At 71.9% G+C, this 19,647-nt stretch carries 16 protein-coding genes and 1 pseudogene; 6 read left to right on the top strand and 11 right to left on the bottom strand.

What is annotated here, in order from left to right; all coding sequences use genetic code 11:
* Positions 1–172: 172 nt before the first annotated feature.
* Both D471_RS0116545 and D471_RS0116540 read left to right on the top strand, forming a co-directional pair.
* On the top strand, positions 173–1,738 hold the full coding sequence (locus D471_RS0116545; protein WP_017599652.1) for a polysaccharide deacetylase family protein: 1,566 nt from the start codon (positions 173–175) through the stop codon (positions 1,736–1,738).
* Between the two features lie 123 nt (positions 1,739–1,861).
* A complete protein-coding gene (locus D471_RS0116540) occupies positions 1,862–3,418 on the top strand; it encodes a polysaccharide deacetylase family protein (protein ID WP_017599651.1) in 1,557 nt (518 codons plus the stop codon).
* Between the two features lie 155 nt (positions 3,419–3,573).
* Here D471_RS0116540 and D471_RS0116535 read toward each other — a convergent pair whose 3' ends face one another.
* The 6 genes and pseudogenes from D471_RS0116535 to D471_RS0116510 form a co-directional block, all read right to left on the bottom strand.
* Positions 3,574–4,722 (bottom strand): quinone-dependent dihydroorotate dehydrogenase, encoded by a 1,149-nt coding sequence (locus D471_RS0116535; RefSeq protein ID WP_017599650.1) that lies wholly within the window; start codon positions 4,720–4,722, stop codon positions 3,574–3,576.
* Complete coding sequence (locus D471_RS0116530) at positions 4,719–5,645, bottom strand: proteasome assembly chaperone family protein (RefSeq protein ID WP_017599649.1); 927 nt, start codon at positions 5,643–5,645, stop codon at positions 4,719–4,721. Before D471_RS0116530 ends, D471_RS0116535 begins: the two co-directional genes overlap by 4 nt.
* Before the next feature lie 340 nt (positions 5,646–5,985).
* Positions 5,986–7,746 carry an ABC-ATPase domain-containing protein gene (locus D471_RS0116525; protein ID WP_017599648.1) on the bottom strand — a complete coding sequence of 587 codons (1,761 nt, stop codon included), beginning with the start codon at positions 7,744–7,746 and terminating at the stop codon, positions 5,986–5,988.
* Positions 7,747–7,992: 246 nt separating this feature from the next.
* Complete coding sequence (locus D471_RS0116520) at positions 7,993–8,508, bottom strand: isochorismatase family protein (RefSeq protein WP_026127790.1); 516 nt, start codon at positions 8,506–8,508, stop codon at positions 7,993–7,995.
* A gap of 57 nt (positions 8,509–8,565) precedes the next feature.
* Entirely contained in the window at positions 8,566–9,009 is a 444-nt protein-coding gene (locus tag D471_RS0116515; RefSeq protein WP_017599646.1) for a hypothetical protein, read from the bottom strand.
* Between the two features lie 23 nt (positions 9,010–9,032).
* Positions 9,033–9,821, bottom strand: a pseudogene (locus D471_RS0116510) (PhzF family phenazine biosynthesis protein); the annotation flags it as partial.
* Between the two features lie 136 nt (positions 9,822–9,957).
* On the opposite strand from D471_RS0116510, the gene D471_RS38455 reads away from it, so the two are divergent.
* A complete protein-coding gene (locus D471_RS38455; RefSeq protein WP_338045340.1) occupies positions 9,958–10,728 on the top strand; it encodes a zinc ribbon domain-containing protein in 771 nt (256 codons plus the stop codon).
* A 74-nt stretch (positions 10,729–10,802) separates the two neighbouring features.
* Here the strand turns inward: D471_RS38455 and D471_RS0116505 are convergent, their stop codons facing one another.
* Both D471_RS0116505 and D471_RS0116500 read right to left on the bottom strand, forming a co-directional pair.
* Complete coding sequence (locus tag D471_RS0116505) at positions 10,803–11,594, bottom strand: PhzF family phenazine biosynthesis protein (protein ID WP_017599644.1); 792 nt, start codon at positions 11,592–11,594, stop codon at positions 10,803–10,805.
* A 79-nt stretch (positions 11,595–11,673) separates the two neighbouring features.
* Positions 11,674–12,111: an Lrp/AsnC family transcriptional regulator gene (locus D471_RS0116500; protein WP_017599643.1), complete on the bottom strand. Its 438-nt coding sequence runs from the start codon at positions 12,109–12,111 to the stop codon at positions 11,674–11,676.
* A gap of 134 nt (positions 12,112–12,245) precedes the next feature.
* Here D471_RS0116500 and D471_RS0116495 point away from each other — a divergent pair, with 134 nt between their 5' ends.
* The 3 genes from D471_RS0116495 to D471_RS0116485 are packed head-to-tail and all read left to right on the top strand — an operon-like array spanning position 12,246 to position 15,754.
* On the top strand, positions 12,246–13,358 hold the full coding sequence (locus D471_RS0116495; RefSeq protein ID WP_040689944.1) for a thiamine pyrophosphate-dependent enzyme: 1,113 nt from the start codon (positions 12,246–12,248) through the stop codon (positions 13,356–13,358).
* The gene (locus D471_RS0116490; RefSeq protein ID WP_017599641.1) at positions 13,359–14,405 is read left to right on the top strand and encodes an alpha-ketoacid dehydrogenase subunit beta; all 1,047 of its coding nucleotides are present in this window, start codon (positions 13,359–13,361) and stop codon (positions 14,403–14,405) included. It abuts the gene before it with no gap.
* Complete coding sequence (locus D471_RS0116485) at positions 14,402–15,754, top strand: dihydrolipoamide acetyltransferase family protein (protein ID WP_017599640.1); 1,353 nt, start codon at positions 14,402–14,404, stop codon at positions 15,752–15,754. Before D471_RS0116490 ends, D471_RS0116485 begins: the two co-directional genes overlap by 4 nt.
* Before the next feature lie 274 nt (positions 15,755–16,028).
* Here D471_RS0116485 and D471_RS0116480 read toward each other — a convergent pair whose 3' ends face one another.
* The 3 genes from D471_RS0116480 to D471_RS0116470 all read right to left on the bottom strand — a co-directional run.
* Complete coding sequence (locus D471_RS0116480) at positions 16,029–16,901, bottom strand: hypothetical protein (protein WP_017599639.1); 873 nt, start codon at positions 16,899–16,901, stop codon at positions 16,029–16,031.
* A 709-nt stretch (positions 16,902–17,610) separates the two neighbouring features.
* A complete protein-coding gene (gene kynU / locus D471_RS0116475; protein ID WP_017599638.1) occupies positions 17,611–18,849 on the bottom strand; it encodes a kynureninase in 1,239 nt (412 codons plus the stop codon).
* A 39-nt stretch (positions 18,850–18,888) separates the two neighbouring features.
* The coding region (locus D471_RS0116470) for a tryptophan 2,3-dioxygenase (protein WP_017599637.1) at positions 18,889–19,647 on the bottom strand (759 nt) is incomplete at its 5' end.

Here is a 19,647-nt window from a genome sequence, read left to right as displayed (position 1 = left end):
GGCGTGGAAACCCCATTCCCGCGCGCCACCCCCATCGCGAACCCCAGCCACGTGGCGCGCGTCACACCTGACATAAAGCGTTACGTGGGACGGCCCTCCCCCGCCGCCCCGCGAACGTTCGTCTGACGATGAACGTGGAGAACCCCTGGTGAACAAACAGAGCCCACGGACCATGGCGACCCGACGCCCCCTCGTCACGGTCGTGGTTGCGATGGCGGTGCTGGCGGGGCTGGTGTTGCTCGTCACCCAATCCGGAGTACTTCCCGGCCCCGACCCCGCGGAGAACACCGCGCACGGGTCGGGGGAAGAGAGCCCCCTGCCTCCCGCCACGGGAGAACCCGACCGGCTGACGGTGGTCGACCCCTCCGACGTGGTCGACGTGGCCGAGGAGACGCTGTCCTACGACGGCGTCGTCTCCGCGGACGTGACCTATCCCTCCCTTCCCGACGCCGAACCGCTGACCGACTTCCTCGCCCGCACCCTCGACGCCGACGTGGCCGCCTTCGAGGCGGCCAACCCCGGCGCGGAGGACTACACCGCCGAGTGGGGTCTGACCGCCGCCAACGACGACCTGGTCGGCGTGCGCATGACCAGCACCGAGACCGATTCCGAGGGTTCTCGTGAGTGCCACAGCACGTACTGGTACGAGGCCGACACCGGCCTGGCCCACGGCTCCAACGAACTGATCGCGGGCCAGGACGAACTGGATCAGCTCAACGCGCTGGTCCGGGAACAGAGCCCGGACGCGGTCGACGGTCCGGCCGTCCTTCCCGTCGCCGCGCTCTACGACTCGGTCGGTTTCAACCCCGACGGCGACCTGGTCGTGGAGTTCGACACCGGGCAGATCGCCCCCGTCGGCGAGGGCCCCGTGCACGTGGTCGTCGACCGGGATGAGGCCGAGCCGCTCCTGTCGGACCTGGGCGTGCGCGCCCGTGACGCCGCGACCGTGGGTGTGGAGGACTTCTCCCTGTCGGGCCCGCCCGAAGCGGACAAGGACGGGACCACCGAGGAGCGCCCGGGCCTGTTCTCCCCCGTCGACGACGCGGTGGACTGCTCCGACCCCGAGACCCGGTGCGTGGCCCTGACCTACGATGACGGGCCCGGCGGACGCACCCCTGAGCTGCTGGACGCCCTCGCCGAGTACGACGCCCGCGCCACCTTCTTCGTGACCGGGGTCCCGGTCCTGGAGCACCCCCGCACGGTGCGGCGCGCCTACGCGGAGGGCCACGAGATCGCCAACCACACCCTGAGCCACCCGGACCTGTCCGCGATGGGGCAGGGCGCGGCCCGGGCCGAACTGGAGACCGTCCAGGCCCAGGTGTACCGCGAGACCGGCTACACCATGGACCTGATGCGCCCGCCCTACGGCGCCACCGACGACGGCGTCGCCTCCGTGACCGAGGACATGGGGCTCGCCCAGATCCTGTGGAGCGTGGACACCAACGACTGGAAGGACCGGAACGCCTCGATCGTCTCCGGCCGCGCGCTGGGCGGCGCGTCGGACGGCGCGATCATCCTCATGCACGACATCCACGGCACCACCATCGACGCCTCCCACGAGATCATCCGCGAACTCGACGCCCGGGGCTACACGATGGTGACCGTCTCCCAGCTGCTCGGGACCACGACCCCGGGAGCGGCCTACCACGACGGCCAGCCCGAGGAGGACGCCGAGGACGGGTCCGAGGGCCAGGAGACCGGCGGTGACGAGGAGGAGGACGGGCCGGCCGAGGACTGACACGCCCGCCGGCGGACGCGCCAGGGGGGTGACCACATGTGGCCATCGCCCCGGGCGCGTGGTCCAGGTCACCTATCTTGCTCCCGTCAGCCGCCAACCGTCCGGCAGGGGTGAGGAAGTCCGGTGGAGCCGTCGATCCGAGCGCGTCAGCAGCAGAGCAGCCACCCTCCGGACAGCGGACGCGGAGGCCTCCGGCGGTCCGGCGCCGCGGCCGTGGCACTGGCGCTGACCGCCACCGCCTGTGGAACGGCCACCGGTGACGCGGAGTCCGCCGACCGGATCACCGTGGTGCTGGACGAGCCGGAGGGGGCCGTCACCGAGTGGACCGGCGGCTCCGCCGACTACGACGGCCACCCCCACATCCCCCAGGGCCTGGACGTCACCGTCGCCTACCCGGAGTTCGAGGGCGCCCCGGAGTTCGCCGACGGGCTCGCCGAACTCGTGGACCGGGAGGTGCTCGACTTCCGGGGGGCCAGCCGGGACCCGGTGTCCCTGACCCTCGGCTGGGAGGTCACCGCCGCCGGTGACGGCGTGCTGGGGGTGCGCCTGATCCGCACCGAGGAGGACCTGCACGGACTGCGGCAGGGGTACGAGACGTACTGGTACGACGCCGGGACCGGACTGACCCACTACTCCTCGGAGCTGATCGCCGGGCAGGAGGAGCTCACGGAGTTGAACGAGATCGTCCGCGCGGACCTGGCCGGCCGCCCCGACGTCGACACCGGGAGCCTCTTCCCGATCCGGGCCAGCTACGACTCCCTCGGCTTCAACACCGACGGAGACCTGGTCGTGGAGTTCGACGACGGGCACCTCTCCCCGGTACGCGGAGGCCATCCGCCGGACTCCTCCCCCGGCCGCGTCGCCTCGGTGGTCGACTCCGCCGAGGCGGAGCCGCTCCTGTCCGACCTGGGCGAGCGCGCGCGTGCGGCCTCGCTGCGGGAGGAGCCGGACTACGCCGTGCCCGAGCCGGGTGGGGCCCCCGACCCCGGACGCGCCGTGCCGGGAGAGGTCGTCGCCGGTGACGAGGACGTCGACTGTCGGGCCAAGAGGGTGCGGTGCGTAGCGCTGACCTTCGACGACGGTCCGGCCGACACCACCGCGCCCTTGCTCGACCTGCTCGCGGAGGAGGAGGTGACGGCGACGTTCTTCCTCAACGCCGACCCCGCGCTGACCCGCCCCCTCGACTACCGGCGCGCCTACGCCGCGGGGCACGAGATCGCCAGCCACAACGACCAGCACGAGCACATGCCGGACATGCCCGAGGCCGACCTGCCAGGGCAGGTGGCGGCGGTGAGCGCGATCGTCAGCAGGCACACCGGGCACACGGTGCGGCTGTTCCGGCCGCCCTTCGGCGACAGCTCGCCCGAGGTGCTCGGAGAGATCGGCGACCAGGGGATGGCCCAGGTCCTGTGGAACCTGGACAGCGAGGACTGGACGGGGCTCGCCCCGGACGAGATCGCGGACCGCGTGGTGGAGGCGGCGGAGCGGGACTCGGTGGTGCTGCTGCACGACACCCTGCCGCCGACCGTGGCCGCTGTCCCGGAGATCATCGAGCGGCTGCGCGAGGACGGTTTCGTGTTCGCGACGGCCTCACAGGTGATCGGCGACCCGGGGCCCGGGGAGTCCTACCCCCGGCACGGCCGGGTGCCCGGAACCGAGGGCGAGGCCCCGGAGTCCTGACCGGGGTCACGCCGCCCCGGGAACCGTCTCATCGGGGCCCTGCCCGGCCGGCACGCGCGCCCACGCGCGATGCCCGCACGCGCCGACGCCTGGTCGAGGTCGTCGACCGGGCGTCGGTGGGTGTCGTGGTCCGGGCCCCATCAGGGCCGGAGAGGTCAGGAAACGGCTTCGACGTCGTCGCCCACCACGGTCAGACCCGGTGGAGGCGCGTCGGCTCCCACGGCGTCGCCGACCGAGGCGTACCCCGCCTCACGCACGAGCCGGGCCAGGCCCCGGTGGACGCGGCGCGGCCACAGCGGGCCGCCGTAGATCAGGCCGGTGTACCCCTGGACCAGTGTGGCGCCGGCGCGGATGCGCGCCCAGGCGTCCTCGGCGGTCTCGATGCCACCGACGGCGACCAGGGTGACGCGGTCGCCCACCCGGGAGCGCAGACGGCGCAGCACCTCCAGCGAGCGGTCTTTGAGCGGAGCGCCGGAGAGGCCGCCGGCACCGGCCGCCTCGACCTCCTCGTCAGAGGCGGCGAGCCCCTCGCGGGAGATCGTGGTGTTGGTGGCGATGATGCCGTCCAGGCCCTCGGCCAGGGCGAGGTCGGCGACCGCGTCGACGTCCTCGTCGGCCAGGTCGGGGGCGATCTTCACCAAAAGGGGCAGGTTCGGGTGGCCGGCCTCGGCCAGGGCCTCGCGCACGGCCGCCAGCAGCGGGCGCAGCTGTTCGACGCCCTGGAGGTTGCGCAGCCCGGGGGTGTTCGGCGAGCTGACGTTGACGACCATGTAGTCGGCGTACCGGGCCAGTCGGCGGGCACTGGTCGCGTAGTCGGCCGGGGCGTCCTCCTCGGGCGTCACCTTGGTCTTGCCGATGTTGACGCCCAGGAGCGGGCGCCCGGCGGACCGCTGGTGGTGCAGGCGCTCGGCGACCAGGGCCGAGCCCTCGTTGTTGAAGCCCATCCGGTTGACGATGGCGCGGTCCTCGACCAGGCGGAACAGGCGCGGCTTCGGGTTGCCGGGCTGGGGCTGGGCGGTGACCGTGCCGATCTCGACGAACCCGAACCCGAGCGCGGCCAGTCCGTGCGGGCTCTCGGCGTTCTTGTCGAACCCGGCGGCCATGCCCAGCGGGCCGGGGAACTCACGGCCCAGGGCGTGCACGGTCAGTTCCGGCTCGCGCGGACCCAGGACCCGGCCCATGGCCGCGGCGACACCGGGAACGGCGGCCGCGCCGCGCAGCGCGGCGAAGCTCAGCTTGTGGGCCTTCTCAGCGTCCATGTGACGCAGGACCGAGCTGAAGAGCACTTGGTAGAACACGGTCATCCGTTTCCGTCGCCCTCGCGCTCTGCGAGGAAGCGTTCGAGTTCCGCGCCGAGCTCGTCGGCGGTGGGCAGTCCGCCCTCGTCGTCGGCGAGCGGGAGCGTGGGCCGCTCCTCGCTGTCGACCCGTGAGGACATGATGTCGTCGTACTGCCGTTCCAGGTTGGCCACGACACGCTGGACCTCCTCAGAGGCCGCCACCTGTTCGGCGATGTCGACGTCGGTGGCTCCGGCCACGTCCTCCAACCCGCTCGTGGGCAGGGCCAGTCCGGTCGCCCCGGAGACGTGCTCAGCGGCGGCGAGGGCCGCTCGGGGGTACTCGGACTGGGCGAGGTAGCTGGGGACGTGGATGGCGTAGCCGACGAAGTCGTGGCCGATCTGGCCCAAGCGGTACTCCAGCAGCGACACGGCGCTGCCGGGGACCTCGACCCGGCCGATCCACGGGGTGTGATCCCCGACCAGCTCGGGGCGGGTGGAGTGGGGGGTGACCGTGACCGGCCGGGTGTGCGGAACCGCCATGGGGATGCCGTTGACGCTGACGGACAGCGTGACTCGGAAGCGGTCGAGGAGGGTGCTGACCGCAGCGGCGAACAGCTCCCACTCACGGTCGGGTTCGGGGCCGTGCAGGACCAGGAAGGGTGCGCCCTCCTCGTCGTGCATCCGGTACAGGGCCAGTTTGGGGGCGGCGTAGTCGGTCCAGGCGCTCTCGACGAAGGTCATCGTCGGGCGACGGGACCGGTAGTCCACGAGCCGGTCGGTGTCGAAGGTCGCGATCTCCTCCGCGGTGAACCGGTCGAAGATCGCCGAGGCCAGCTGGCGCCCGGCGTGACCGGCGTCGACGAAGCCGTCCAGACAGACGAGCATCGCCAGTCCGGCGACGTCGTCGAAGCCGGGATGGAGTTCGTACAGATCAGCGGGTTCACGCACCGGGTTCTCGTCTCCAAAGTGGTCGGGATCGCGGGGGCGACGCCCGAGCGGCGGCCACGGCCTCGGCCGCCGCGCGGCCCAGGGGGACCTGCCCGCGCACCGCGTGGGTGGGTCTGTCCCGCTTTCCCACAATACCGACCCACGACCCGTGGAAGCTGGCCTCGGCAGCCCTCCCCCCCCGGGGGGTGACGGTGGCCATACCGGCCCGCGCGCCGGGCACGGCTGTGTTCGTCGTGGTCTTCCGATTCGCTTCGGCCCGCCCGGCGCCTCCGGCGCGGCACCCGCGTGAAGTACCCCGGCCGCGTCCCTGGAGCGACCGCTCGGAGAGGCCGCCTCCCAGTCAGCGCAGTTTTGCGACGCGCAGGGCGCGCAGGCGGTTGAGCACCGCGGCGATCTCGTACCGGCGCGGCAGGGCGTAGTCACCGCCGAAGTCCCCGCCGAGCCGGGTGACGCCGTCCCTGACCAGGTCCCGTTCCAGGGAGTCCAGGGCCTCCGCGAGAGTACGGGCACCGTCCAGGTGACGACCGCGCACGAGTTCGCGCAGGGCGAGCCCGGCGCCGGTGATCTGTCCGGGGTCGACGAACTGCTCGACGGAACGCACGTCGATGTCGTGGTCCCCGAAGACCAGCACGTCCATGTCGCGGCGTTTGATCTTGCTCCGGCCGCGCGCGGTGGTGGGGTCCACCGAGCCGGGATCGACGATCCGATGGCGGGGCGGGGTGAAGTCGGCGTCGGTGCGCTCGCGCGCGAGGGCACGGGCGCGTTCGGTGACATCGTGTGGGTGGTAGGCGTCAAGCATGACGACCTGGTCGGCGACGTCGAAGTAGTCGCCGCTGCCGCCCATGACGAGGACGGTCGAGACGCGGTGTTCGCGGTGCAGGGGGCGGACGAGGTCGATGAACGGGACGAGGGGTTCGCGGTCACCGTGGACGAGGGCCTGCATGCGCTCGTCGCGGATCATCAGGTTGGTGGCGGTGGAGTCCTCGTCCACGAGCAGGGTGCGTGATCCGGCCTCGACGGCCTCGCAGATGTTGGCCGCCTGGGAGGTGGAGCCGGAGGCGTTCTCGGTGCGGAAATCGCCGGTGTCGGCGCCGGTGGGCAGGCCGCGCACGAAGGGGCTGACGTCGGTGCGCTCAACGCGACGGCCCTCCTCGGCGCGGATCTTGACCGCGTCGCCCCTGCTCACGACCAGTTCACGCCCATCCCCGGGAATGTGGTCGTACACACCGCGCTCCAGGGCGTGCAGGAGGGTCGACTTGCCGTGGAAGCCGCCACCGACGATGAGGGTGATGCCCTCGGGCACCCCCATGCCGGTGACGGTGCCGCGGTGCGGGAGGTCGGCGCTCACCCGCAGGGACTCGGGCGAGTCGAAGGGCACCGCACCGCTGGCCATGGGTTCGTCGCTGACACCGCTGCGCCGGGGCAGGATCGCGCCGTCGGCCACGAAGGCCACCAGGCCCCGTTCCTCCAGCTGGGAGCGCAGGGCGACGGTGTCGGCGACGCTGTCGGCGAAAGCCTCGGCCTCAGCGGCGTCGATCTCCTCCCAGTCGAGGTCGTCGACGAGGTCGGGCAGGGTGGCGCACAGCTCGCGCTCGGCCGTGCGGCCGTCGATGCGACGGCCGCGGCCGGGCAGGTCGATGCCGATGCGCAGGTCGATGCCACCACCCTCGGTGACCTGGCAGGAGGAGCGTTCGATGACCTCCTGGCCGCCGGTGTCGATCCTGAGCAGCGACCCCTTGAGCAGACGGCGGGCGCGGCGGCCGAGGTAGTCGGCCGTGGCGCAACGCCGGACGGGGTCGGCCCAGGCGCTCTTGGGGATGCCCGCGTCCCGAACGAGCACGCGCACCCGCGAGGGCGGGGCGAACGGGTCGGACTGGGCGTGCTGCACGGTGAGGGTGAAGTCACCGAAGTCCCAGTCGCCCTTGAGTGACTTGTAGCGGCCGTAGGAGTCGCCGTCCATGCGCAGCAACTCGGACGAGAGCCGGGCGTCGTCGCGCACGCCGCGGATCGGTTCGGGTTCGGGCCTGCGGCCACCGCCGCCGCGGCCTCCCCCGCCGCCGTGCCGGCGCCCCTGGCCACCGCTCCCGTACCGTCCCGCCATCGTGTTCTCCCCCCGTGTTCGTGGCACTGCTCAAGCCAGGGTAGGACGAATCGCCTACCGCTGGAGAAGCCCTGTGGACGACCACGGGCGACGGGCCGGGCCCGTCCCGACGGAGATCGGCCCCGGTGGCGGTACCGGGGCCGATCCCTTCGGGGTGGCCCCAGCCCACCCGGTACCAAGGGGTGTTCCGGGTCGGCTGGGACATCGCACCTCCCCGGGAGGGGTGGGGAGGTGCCGGGTTCATTTCTACCGGAAGTCGATGCCCTGTGCGTGGGAAACCTTGATTCCGGAGGATTCATGTTCCCGTTCGACGGCCGCGGCGATCTCCGCCGCGCCCGACCTGTCCGGATAGGTCGCGTGGGCGCCGGAGGCCAGAATGACCCCGAAGCCCTCGCGCCGGCCGCCCAGACTCGTCTCCAGTACGCACATCTGACTCTGGAACCCGCAGACGACCAGGGTCGTCACTCCTCGGCTCCTGAGCGCGTCCGCGAGTCCGGGAACCGAGAACGCGTTCGCCTCGGTCTTGCGGACGACCCGCTCCCCGTCGAGGTGGGGGAAGACCGGCTCCCACCCCGGGGTGAAGGGTCTGTCGGGGTCCTCGTCCCCACCGTCGTTGAGGACGAGGACGACGACGGCGCCCGCCGCGCGGGCGCGGTCGAGCAGCCTCCCGAGCACGGGGCGGACCGCCGCCGCGTCGGGCACGGGAGCCTGCCCTTCGAGCATGTTCCGCTGCACATCAACGAACATCAGTGCGAAAGTCATCGATCCATCACGGCCGACACGTCATACCGACACCAGACCCGACGGCGCCCGGGTCCGCTACCGATCGAGGGCGGCGCGGAAGGCGGCGTCGTGACCGTCGGCGGGCGCGTCGGCCAGGTCGCCGACGAACACCGCGACGAGCCGACCGCCCTTCTCCGCCGCCTCGGCGCGCAGATCCCGCCAGTGGTGCAGGTTCGGGTGCTGGAAGTCCGGGCACGCCTCGGCCGGCGCCAGCCCGGTGATCGCGGCGTCCAACTGCTCCACGGTCATCCGGTAGGTGGCCGTCCCCGACACGTGACCCAGCGTGCGCCCGAGGATGACGGCGGGCAGGTAGTTACCGGCGACGTTGGTCAGGCCGAACACCGTGCCGCCGTCCCTCTCGACACCGATCCCGTAGGCGGCGGGCCGCCGCCATCCGGTGTGGGCCGCCTCCAGCTCCTCCCGGGCCCGGATGATCCGCTCCTTGGTCGCCCACTGCTCGGCCACGGTGTTCCCCCTCATCGTCGTCTTCCGTCCCCGACACCCTAGATGTGCAGGGTGCCGTGGGCCACGGTGACCGCCGTCCCGCCGATGCGGACCCGTCCGGGCGCGTCAGAGGGAAGGCGCAGTTCCAGGTCGCCGCCGCGTGCCGAGGCCTGGTGGGCGGTCAGCTCGGTACGGCCCAGCCGCTCGGCCCAGAACGGCGCCAGCACCGTGTGGGCGCTTCCGGTCACCGGGTCCTCGGGGACGCCGACGTTCGGCGCGAAGAAGCGGGAGACCATGTCGTGGCCGGCCCCGGGTGCGGTGACGATGATCCCGCGCGCGTCGATCCGGGCCAGCGCCTCCTGGTCCGGGGTGAGCGAGCGGACGGTGGCCTCGTCGGCGACTTCGACGAGGAGGTCGTGGGTCCCGCCTCGACCGACCCACACGGGGTCGGCGCCGAGCGCGGCGGCCAGGCCCTCGGGGGCGTCGACGGGTGTCGCGGGTCGGACGGGAAAGTCCATCCACATCCTGTCTCCGTCGTGGACGACGGTGAGCACACCGCTGCGCGTGCTGAAGCGATAGGGGGCGGACACGCCGATCTCGGCGAGCACGTGCGCGGTGGCCAGGGTGGCGTGCCCGCACAGGGCGACCTCCACCTTCGGGGTGAACCAGCGCAGCTCGAAGTCGGCCTCGGGGTCCTCGATCCGACGGGCGAAGGCCGTCTCCGAGAGGTTGAACTCGGCCGCCACCCCCTGCGCCCACCCGTCCGTGTAGGCCTCGTCCAGGACGAGGACGGCGGCGGGGTTGCCCTCCAGGGGGCGGGCGGAGAAGGCGTCGACCACGTGGAATTCAGCCTGTCTTGGCGAGGAACCCTGGGGTTTCGGCCCCGGGGGGAATCGCCGCGCGGACCATGTCGAGCGTTCCGGTGTCACAGGTCACTCCCTTTGATGTGCCTTCGGCTGCGTTCTGTCACTGGACGGGTGCGGGATGTGGGCGTGTCGACGATCGTGGTGCGGCTCGAGCTCACACCGACGCCCGAGCAGGCGGCGGTGCCGGCCTCGGCGCCGCATGCGCCGAACGACCACGCCAACCGGGTGTCCGGCATGGCCCACGCCGAGGATGTGTACCACAACCACCCCCTGCGCGAGCTCGCCTATCGGGGGGGTTGCGTCAGGCAGGGGTGGGGTCGCAGGCGGCCCAGCACACCGTCAAGAAGGCCGCCGAAGAACGTGCCGTTCGCCTGCTCGCCCGAGGCGGCCCAGACACTGGCCGAGCACAGGCGGGGCGAGTCCGGTCCGCTGTACCGGGACGGGGTGTGGTTCCTGCTGGTCACCGTCACCGTGCCTGAAGGGCATCCTGCGCAGGGTACGGCGGAGAAGGTCCCAACGGGCCGCGTTGCGCTCCTGGGCCTTCGCCCAGCTCGGAGGCTTCATCACCGACAAGTCCCGGCGGGCCGGTGTGCCGGTGGTGTTCGTGAACCCGGCGCACTCCTCACGGGAGTGCGCGGAGTGTTCCCACACCCACCGGCGCGACCGGACGTCCCAAGCCTTGTTCACCTGCCGGTCGTGCGGCGTCGCCCGCGCACGCCGACCGGAACGCTTCCCGCGTCCTGGCCCGCCGAGGCCAGGACGCGTGGGACGCGGGGCGGCCGTCATCCGCCCCCGACGGTTCCCCGTGATCGCCCGGACGCGGGAGGCCGAACCGGCGGCCGGCCGGACGCCTGCCCGCGAGCTCGGTCGTTCACGACCGGGAAGCTGACGCATGACGCCAGACCAGGACCTGCGGGTGGGGCCCGGTTTCTCTCCCGGGGGGCGCCCCGGGGGAGGTCCCCGTCAGAGGTGGAGCGTCCCCGTGGCGACCGAGACCGCGGTGCCGCCGATGAGCACACGGTCGGGCGCGTCGGCCGGAAGGCGCAGTTCCAGGCCACCGCCGCGCCGGGACACCTGGTGGGCGGTCAGCTCGGTGCGGCCCAGCCGCTCGGCCCAGAAGGGCGCCAGGACGGTGTGGGCCGCTCCGGTCACCGGGTCCTCCGGGATGCCGATGCTGGGGCCGAAGACACGGGAGACCATGTCGGCCGCGGTTCCCCGTGCGGTCACGATGACGAGGTTCTGGGGCTGTTCGGCGAGCCCCGACAGGTCGGGGGCGAGCCCCCGGACGGTGTCCTCGTCCGCCAACTCGACCAGCAGGAACTCCCCCACCGTCCCCGTCCACACGGCGGGGGCGCCGAGGGCCTCGACGAGGCCGTCGGGGACCTCACACTTCTCGGCTCGGTTGACCGGGAAGTCCATCCACAACCGGTCGCCGTCGGTGGTGACGGTGAGGATCCCGCTTCGGGTGGTGAAGCGGTAGGGGCCGGGAACGCCCAGTTCGGTGAGAACGTGGGAGGTGCCGAGGGTGGCGTGCCCGCACAGGTCGATCTCGACGGTGGGCGTGAACCAGCGCAGCTCGAAGTCGGCCTCGGGGTCCTCGGTCCGACGGGCGAAGGCCGTCTCGGCGAGGTTGAACTCGGCCGCCACCCCCTGCGCCCACTCGTCCGTGTAGGGCTCGTCCAGGATGAGCACGGCGGCGGGGTTGCCCGCCAAGGGGCGGTCGGTGAAGGCGTCGACGATGCGGTATTCGGTCATGGGTCCATTCTCGGCGGTCCACCCGCGGCCCTGAAGAGCCAATTCCGGGAGGAGTGGACCCCGGTGGAGCGGCGGCCCCTCACAGGTGCGGCTCGTCGAGGATGAACATCGTCTGGGTGCTCTTCACCTCTGGGAGCCGCTGGAGGCGCTCCAGCACGAACGTGCGCAGGGCGGCCGCGTCGGCGACCCGCACCAGCAGCAGGAGGTCGACGTCGCCGGAGACCAGCGCGGCGTGGTCCACCTCCGGGATGTCGCGCAGGTAGCCGCGGAACCGGTCCCAGGAGTGCTGCTCGATGCGGACCGACACGTACGCCGACAGTCCGGTGCCGTACTTCTCCGGGTCGATGACGGCGGTGAAACCGCGGATGACGCCCTCTTCGCGAAGCCGTTCGAGTCGGGAGTAGGCGTTGGCGCGGGAGATGTGCGCCTGCTCCGCCACCGCGCGGATGGACATGCGTCCGTCGGCGCGCAGGAGCGCGATGATCCGCCTGTCGGTGTCGTCCAACCGGGCTGCCATGTGTCTTACCTCATACCGCTCGGGCGTGCACCGTCTGAGATGATCCGTTCCGCCTTGGGCTGATGCGAGACAATTCGTCCAGCATCGCCATGGGGATATCGACAGTATGGGGTGATTCACCTCATATTCAAGACATGAAGCACACCGATGAGCGAAACCGACCGGTTCCTCCACTCCCCTCGACGGAGCCGGTGCGCCTCGTGGACCGGCACGGCCAGCGTGTGAGTCACTCCTTCTTCACCGCTCCCGACCACACCGGGCTCGCCGACCTCCACCGTGCGATGGTCATCGGCCGGCGCTTCAACCAACAGGCCAGCACGCTCGCCCGCCAGGGCCGCCTCGCCGTCTACCCGTCGTCGACGGGCCAGGAGGCGGCACAGGTCGGCGGCGTGCTGGCCCTGGGCGACCAGGACTGGCTCTTTCCCACCTACCGCGACAGCGTCGCCCTGGTCACACACGGCGTCGACCCCGTGGAGACGCTGACCCTCTTCCGCGGCGACTGGCACGCCGGGTACGACCCGCACCGCTATCGCTGCGCCCCCCAGTGCACGCCGCTGGCCACCAACGCCTCCCACGCCGTCGGCCTCACCTACGCGGCGCGGCGCAAGGGGCGGGACGTGGCGGCGCTCGCGATCATGGGCGACGGCGCCACCAGCGAGGGCGACGCCCACGAGGCCTACAACTTCGCCGCCGTGTGGAACACCCCCGTGGTGTTCCTCGTGCAGAACAACCACTGGGCGATCAGCGTGCCCCTGAGCACGCAGACCGCGGCCCCCACCCTCGCCCACAAGGCCGTCGGCTACGGGATGCGCGGCTACCACGTCGACGGCAACGACGCCGCGGCCGTGTACGCCGTGGTCTCCCACGCCCTGGCGGAGGCGCGGTCCGGGGGCGGACCGGCGATCGTCGAGGCACTCACCTACCGCGTGGACCCGCACACCAACTCCGACGCGCCCCAGCGCTACCGCGACGACTCCGAGGTGGCGTACTGGAGGGAACGCGACCCCCTCACCCGGATGGCGGCGCTCATCCGCCGGGAGGGCGTGCTCGGTGACGAGGAGGAGACCGAGCGGGCGCTGGCCGCCTTCGACGCCGAGGCGGAGAAGGTGGCCACGGCCGTGCGCGACCGGATGGCGGGCGAGGACGAACTCGACCCCGCGTCCCTGTTCAGCGACGTCTACGCCGAAGTCCCGCCGATACTCCGCGAGGAGAGACAGGAGCTGGTGGACGGGCTGCGGGAGGCCTGAATGACGCGTACGCCCCCCACTTCCCCCGCCCCCTCCGAGGTCTCGATGGGCGCCGCTTTGAACCGGGCCCTGCTCGACGCCGCCGCCGAGGACCCCGACGTCGTCGTCTACGGCGAGGACGTCGGCGCGCTCGGCGGTGTCTTCCGGGTCACCGACGGCCTCAGCCGCGAGCTCGGCGCCGACCGCGTCTTCGACTCCCCCCTGGCCGAGTCCGGCATCATCGGCACCGCCATCGGCATGGCGATGTACGGCCTGCGCCCGGTCGTGGAGATGCAGTTCGACGCCTTCGCCTACCCGGCCTTCGAACAGTTCGTCTCCCACCTGGCGAAGATGCGCAACCGGACCCGGGGAACCGTGTCCGTGCCCGTGGTCGTCCGCGTGCCCTACGGCGGCGGGATCGGTGGAGTCGAGCACCACAGCGACTCCTCAGAGGCCTACTACACGCACACCCCCGGGCTGCGCGTGGTGACCCCGGGCACCCCGGCCGACGCGTACTCGATGCTGCGCGAGGCCATCGCGTGCGACGACCCCGTGGTCTTCCTGGAGCCCAAGCGCCGCTACTGGTCCAAGGAGGCCGTCGAGCTCCCGGTGCGCACCGAGCCGATGGAGCGGTCCGTCGTACGGCGGACGGGAAGTGACGCGACCCTCGTCGTCTACGGGCCCATGGTGGAGACCGCCCTGGAGGCGGCCGCGGTGGCCGCGGAGGAGGGCCGTTCCCTGGAGGTGGTGGATCTGCGCCAGCTCACCCCCTGGGACGACTCGGTGGTGACGGCGTCGGTGCGCCGCACCGGGCGCGCGGTCGTGGTCCACGAGGCGTCGGTGTTCGGCGGGTACGGGGCGGAGGTCGCCGCGCGGGTCAGCGAGCGCTGTTTCCACTACCTGGAGGCGCCGGTGCTGCGGGTCGGCGGCCTGGACGTGCCCTATCCCCCTCCCAAGCTGGAACACCTCCACCTCCCCGGGGTCGACCGGATCCTGGCGGCCGTGGACCGCCTCCAGTGGGAGTCGCGGTGGGTGGCCGACGCCGACGGAACGGGGGTGGACGGGTGAGCGGAACACGGTCGTTCGCACTGCCCGACCTCGGCGAGGGGCTGACCGAGGCCGAGATCCTGACCTGGCTGGTGGCGGTGGGCGACGAGGTCTGCGTCGACCAGCCCGTGGCCGAGGTGGAGACCGCCAAGGCCTCGGTCGAGGTGCCGTGTCCGTACGCGGGCACGGTGGCCGAACTGCACGGCGCGGTGGGTGAGGTGGTCGCGGTCGGCACGCCCCTCATCACCGTCGCACAGACCACCGTGCCGAACGCACGGGAGGGCTCCGCCCCCGTCGGCGGCGATGGGGCCGCCGGGGAATCCGCGGGGTCGGGAGCCGTCCTGGTGGGCTACGGCACGGGAGGGGGCGCACCGGCCACGCGTCGGCGCGCCCGCGGGGCGGGTGGGCCGCGAGGGTCAACGGGGACCAGCGGCCCACCCACTCCCCCGAACACGCGGGGCGCCGGGGCCGGACACCCCTCCGGGGCCGGACGGACGGCGGGAGCTGAGCGCACGCGGGTGGTGTCGCCGCTGGTGCGGCGCCTGGCCCGAGAGCACGGGATCGACGTGTCGGCGGTGCGTGGCACCGGGGAGGGCGGACTGGTCCTGCGCAGGGATGTGGCGGCCCTGGTCTCCGGCGGTGCCGCGGGCGACGGCGCCCGGAGGGCGGACCCGCCGGGCACGCACCGGGCGCCGCTGCGCGGTGCTCACCGGTCGATGGCCCGGGGGCTGGAACGATCGAGACGGGAGATCCCCGAGGCGACGGTGTGGGTGGACGCCGACGCGACCGGGCTGGTGGAGCTGCGCCGGGAGCTGAACGAGGCGGCGCCGGAGCGGCCGGTGAGCCTCCTGGCCCTGGTGGCGCGGTTCGCGCTCCTGGGCCTGGCGCGGTTCCCCGAACTGAACGCGCACTTCGACACCGCGGGTGACGAGGTGGTGCGCTTCGACCCCGTGCACCTCGGTTTCGCCGCGCAGACGCCGCGCGGCCTGGTGGTACCGGTCGTGCGGGACGCCGACCGCCTGACCACCCGGGATCTGTCCGCCCGCCTGCGTGAGACCGCCGAGGCGGCGCGGTCGGGCGCGTTGGGGCCCGAGGCGCTGCGCGGTGGGACGTTCACCGTCAACAACTACGGCGTGTTCGGCGTGGACGGGTCGGCCGCCATCATCAACCACCCGGAGGCGGCGATCCTCGGCCTGGGCCGAATCCTCCGTCGCCCGTGGGTGGTCGGCGACGCCGTGGTGCCCAGGCCGGTCACCGAACTCACCCTCACCTTCGACCACCGAGTGTGCGACGGCGGTGTCGCGGGCGGATTCCTGCGCTTCGTCGCCGACTGCGTGGAGCGGCCGGGGCTGCTCATCGGGGACGTCTAGGTCCTCCCGGAGCAGCCGCCCAGAGCACAGCGGTCACCGCAGGGGGTTCGTCGTTCGGGCGCCGGCAGGGGTCTTGTGGACGGGACTGCGCCGCAGGCGTCGGTTGAGGGTGGTGGCGGGCGACGGGCGGGCGAGGGCGAGGATGAAGAATCCCTGCCTTCGGGGCGTCCGAACATGGGCCGAAGCGAAGCGGCGGGCCCGAAGAAAACACGACGAAGGGGCCGCGGTCGGCACCGCGGCCCCTTCCGGCCCTCGTCGCGGGGAGGTTTTCCGGCTACTTGCGGCGCAGTCGGTCGACCAGGGAGGCCAGTGCGTGGCGTCCGGAGCTCATGGACAGCAGGCCCTTGCCCTCGCCGTCGGCCGCACCCGCGTGGGCGCCGGACGGGCGGCGGGTCCAGGCGAAGAACAGGGCGATGAGGACGGCCGGGATCAGGGCCAGGGTGAGCAGACCCGTGGCGCCCAGGGCGCCGTCGGCACCGGTCAGCTCCATGGCGGACAGGTCGTTGGCCGCGGTTTGCGCGGTCACGCCGGAGTCGTCGCCGTCCTGGGCATCGGCCGCGGCGGCCTCCTCGGACCGGTCCTCCTGCTCCTCCGTGGCCTTGGGCTTGGCGACCTCGTCGGAGTCCTTCGCGGACTCCTCCTTCTTCGCCTCCTCCTCGGCCTCGGTGGGCTGGGGCTCCGGCTCCTCCTCGGGCTCCGGCTCGGGCAGCGGGGAGACCGCGTCCTCACACTTGTTGTCGGGCTGCTGGAAGGGGTGCGGGGCGCCGGGGGTGCCGTAGCCGTCGCCCCACTCGGTGATGTAGTACTCGACCTCGGCGTGGCCGTTGCCGCCGCTGACGGTCAGGGTCGTGTCGTTGAAGGTCTCGCCGGTCATCTTGGCGAAGGTCTTGCCGTCGATGTCGAGCAGCACGTCGCAGTCGTGGGAGGGGACGCCCGGACCGCGGTCACCGATGAAGAACTCGTATTCCTCGCCCTCGTAGACGATGTAACCCTCGGTTCCCAGCGGCCAGCTCGGGCTGGAGAACAGGCCTTCCTGCATGGGCTTGCCGTATGCGGGGGCGCCCGTGTCCCCGTTGATCCCGGAACCGTCGTCCCAGAAGTAGGTAGCGGTGACGTGGCCGTGCTGAATCGGAGTCTCGTTGCTCATGAAGAAATAGCCAGGTAGGCGACAGGGCCGAGAAGACCGTGGGTATGGCGCGTCCTGGACACACGGGCGCGCTCAGAGCACACCCGTGTCAGGGCGACATTCATGGGGCTCCCGCGTCGCCGACGGCGAAGGCGGGCGGGAACGAGGGGCGCCGATGGGCTCGGCACTCCGGATGGCGGCACGTGGTTTCGTGCGGCCCGGTTCCCGGGAGAGGGTCTCGACTCCCTTGCGGCACTCAGCCTTCAAGGGCTCGGCATCGGATCGTCGATACTCATCACGAACCGATCACGAGCGACACTAGCCCACGCTTCGGTAAAGTGCCGAAGGATCGCGAGTAAAATGACGCGTCGTAGTCATCGACAAACACCGAGAAACAAAGTAAAAAGCGACACGGCAGTGCCGGAACGCCTATTTCACAGGCGGTTTAGCACTTTCTGGACCCACATCGGAGACCGTGGTCGTGGTTGGCACCACACTCAGATGACACCAGCTCTCACCTGCGGAAAGCCCTCAGCAACAGTGTTTACCCACTGGTAGTGCGCGTTATCGCGGCCACTCCCGACAAGAGGCGATCACACGCCCGTGTGGCAAAGGCCACGTAACCTTGTCACGTGCCCCAGGTCACCCTGCCGGCTGTCTTCGGAAAAGGCGTTGCCCCGGAGGACCGCGGTCCTCCGGGGCAACGGGAAACGTCCGCTACGGCGACGGATCAGGTCACCTGGGCGCGCTGGGCGAAGCGCTCCTCACGCCACTCGCCGGTCCGGACGACCTCCACGAGGGCGGTGGCGGCGTCGAAGACGTCCACGTATCGCAGGTAAAGCGGGGTGAACCCGAACCGCATGACGTCAGGGGCGCGGAAGTCACCGATCACTCCGCGCTCGATCAGCGCCTGCACGATGGGGTACCCCGAGCCCTCCTCCGGCTGGAGCAGCGCCACCTGGCTCCCCCGCCGCCCGTGGTCCAGCGGGGTGGCCGACACGAGCCCCGCCTCCCCGGTCACACGCAAGAACAGGTCGGTCATCGCCAGGCTCTTGGCGCGCACCAGGTCCATGTCGGCCTTGGCCCACACGTCCAGGCTCGCCTCCAGGGCGGCGTCGGCCACGAGCGGTTGCGAACCGCTGAGGAAGCGGGACACCCCGGGCGCCGGCTCGTAGTCGGCGGTGAAGTCGAACGGGCGCGCGTGCCCGTGCCAACCGCTGAGCGGCTGGTCGACGACCGGGTGGTGACGCCGGGCGGCGTACAGGAAGGCGGGTGCGCCCGGTCCGGCGTTGAGGTACTTGTAGGTGCAGCCGACGGCGAAGTCCGCACCGCAGCCGGACAGGTCGATGGGCACCGCGCCCGCGCTGTGGCACAGGTCCCAGACGACCAGGGCGCCGTGGTCGTGGGCCGTGCGGGTGATGCCCGGCATGTCCCGCAGTGTTCCGGTGCGGTAGTCCACGTGGCTGAGCAGCACGACCGCCACGTCGCCCGCGGCGAGCGCCTCCCCCAGCGCGGGGCCGTCGGGGTCGATCCGGCGCTGGGTGGCCCCGGCGAGCCCGACCGCGCCCTCCGTGACGTACAGGTCGGTGGGGAAGTTGCCCGCCTCGCCCAGCACGACGGAGCGGTCGGACATGCGCAGGGCCGCGATGAGGACCTTGAACAGGTTCGCCGAGACGCCGTCACCGACGACCACCTCGTCGGGGTCGGCCCCGACCAGCGGGGCGACCTTGGCGCCCAGGGTGCGCGGCTTGTCCCACCACCCGGCGGTGTTCCAGCTCCGGATGAGGTCCTGGCCCCATTCGCGCTCGATCATGTCGGCGACCCGTCCGGGAGTGGATCTCGGGAGCGCCCCCAGCGAGTTGCCGTCCAGGTAGATCACCCCCTCGGGGAGGACGAACTCCTCGCGGAGGGGAGCGAGGGGGTCGGCCGCGTCGAGGGCGGCGCACTCCTCACGGGTGGTGGGCGTCATCGGTTCCTGCTTCCTGGTGATGCGAGTGGTACCGGTGGTTCAGATGGTGTTCCGGAGCGACCACAGCTCCGGGAAGACGTCCTGCTCGACGTGGCGCGCGAGCCAGTTGAGACCGTTGGAGCCGCCGCTGCCGGGCTTGCGTCCCATGGTGCGCTTGACCGCGACGAGATGGGAGTGGCGCCACCGGGTCACCCGCTCGGCGACGTCGAGCAGCGCCTCGGCCAGCAGGAACAGCTCGTTTCCGGGCTGATCGTCGCGGTACACCTCGGTCCAGGCCCGTTCGACCTCGGGGCTGGGCTCGTAGTCGGCGGTCCAGTCGCGCTCAGCGTGGTCCTCGGGCACCGGGAGTCCGCGACGGAACAGCAGGCGCAGCGCCGCGTCGTACAGGCTCGGCCCCTCCAGGAGGCGGGTCAGTTCGGTGACCACCCCGCCCATCGCCTTGTGCGGGCGGATCATCGCCGCGGACTTGTTCCCGAGCAGGAACTCCAGCTTGCGGTAGCCGTAGGACTGGAAACCGGAGGCCTCGCCGAAGGCGGGGCGGAACCGGTTGAACTCGGTCGGCGTCATGTCGGCGAGCAGCCCCCAGGAGGCGTTGAGCACGTCCTGGGCGTTGCGGGCCCGGCGCAGCCACGCGATCGCCCCGGGGACGTCGTCGGTCTCCAAGGCGTCCCGGGCCGCCTCCCAACGCTCCTGCACGAGCGTGAACAGCAGCTCCATGACCTGGGTGCTGATGATGAACGCGGACTCGGCGGGCTCGTCGGTGCGTGTGTTCTGAAGGCTGAGGAGGGTGTCCACGCC

Source organism: Nocardiopsis lucentensis DSM 44048, from assembly GCF_000341125.1.
GTDB classification, from domain to species: Bacteria; Actinomycetota; Actinomycetes; order Streptosporangiales; family Streptosporangiaceae; genus Nocardiopsis; species Nocardiopsis lucentensis.
The sequence above is the reverse complement of the archived record's forward strand: the minus strand, read 5'-3'. Positions and strand labels throughout refer to the sequence as shown.

Excerpts from the sequence above, each read along its gene's own strand:
- D471_RS0116520 (WP_026127790.1), bottom strand. The coding sequence starts at position 8,508 with ATGACTTTCGCACTGATGTTCGTTGATGTGCAGCGGAACATGCTCGAA.
- D471_RS0116505 (WP_017599644.1), bottom strand. The coding sequence starts at position 11,594 with ATGACCGAATACCGCATCGTCGACGCCTTCACCGACCGCCCCTTGGCG.
- D471_RS38455 (WP_338045340.1), top strand. The coding sequence starts at position 9,958 with ATGTGGGCGTGTCGACGATCGTGGTGCGGCTCGAGCTCACACCGACGC.
- D471_RS0116535 (WP_017599650.1), bottom strand. The coding sequence starts at position 4,722 with ATGACCGTGTTCTACCAAGTGCTCTTCAGCTCGGTCCTGCGTCACATG.
- D471_RS0116495 (WP_040689944.1), top strand. The coding sequence starts at position 12,246 with ATGAAGCACACCGATGAGCGAAACCGACCGGTTCCTCCACTCCCCTCG.
- D471_RS0116490 (WP_017599641.1), top strand. The coding sequence starts at position 13,359 with ATGACGCGTACGCCCCCCACTTCCCCCGCCCCCTCCGAGGTCTCGATG.
- D471_RS0116480 (WP_017599639.1), bottom strand. The coding sequence starts at position 16,901 with ATGAGCAACGAGACTCCGATTCAGCACGGCCACGTCACCGCTACCTAC.
- D471_RS0116525 (WP_017599648.1), bottom strand. The coding sequence starts at position 7,746 with ATGGCGGGACGGTACGGGAGCGGTGGCCAGGGGCGCCGGCACGGCGGC.
- D471_RS0116500 (WP_017599643.1), bottom strand. The coding sequence starts at position 12,111 with ATGGCAGCCCGGTTGGACGACACCGACAGGCGGATCATCGCGCTCCTG.
- kynU (WP_017599638.1), bottom strand. The coding sequence starts at position 18,849 with ATGACGCCCACCACCCGTGAGGAGTGCGCCGCCCTCGACGCGGCCGAC.
- D471_RS0116515 (WP_017599646.1), bottom strand. The coding sequence starts at position 9,009 with ATGAGGGGGAACACCGTGGCCGAGCAGTGGGCGACCAAGGAGCGGATC.
- D471_RS0116545 (WP_017599652.1), top strand. The coding sequence starts at position 173 with ATGGCGACCCGACGCCCCCTCGTCACGGTCGTGGTTGCGATGGCGGTG.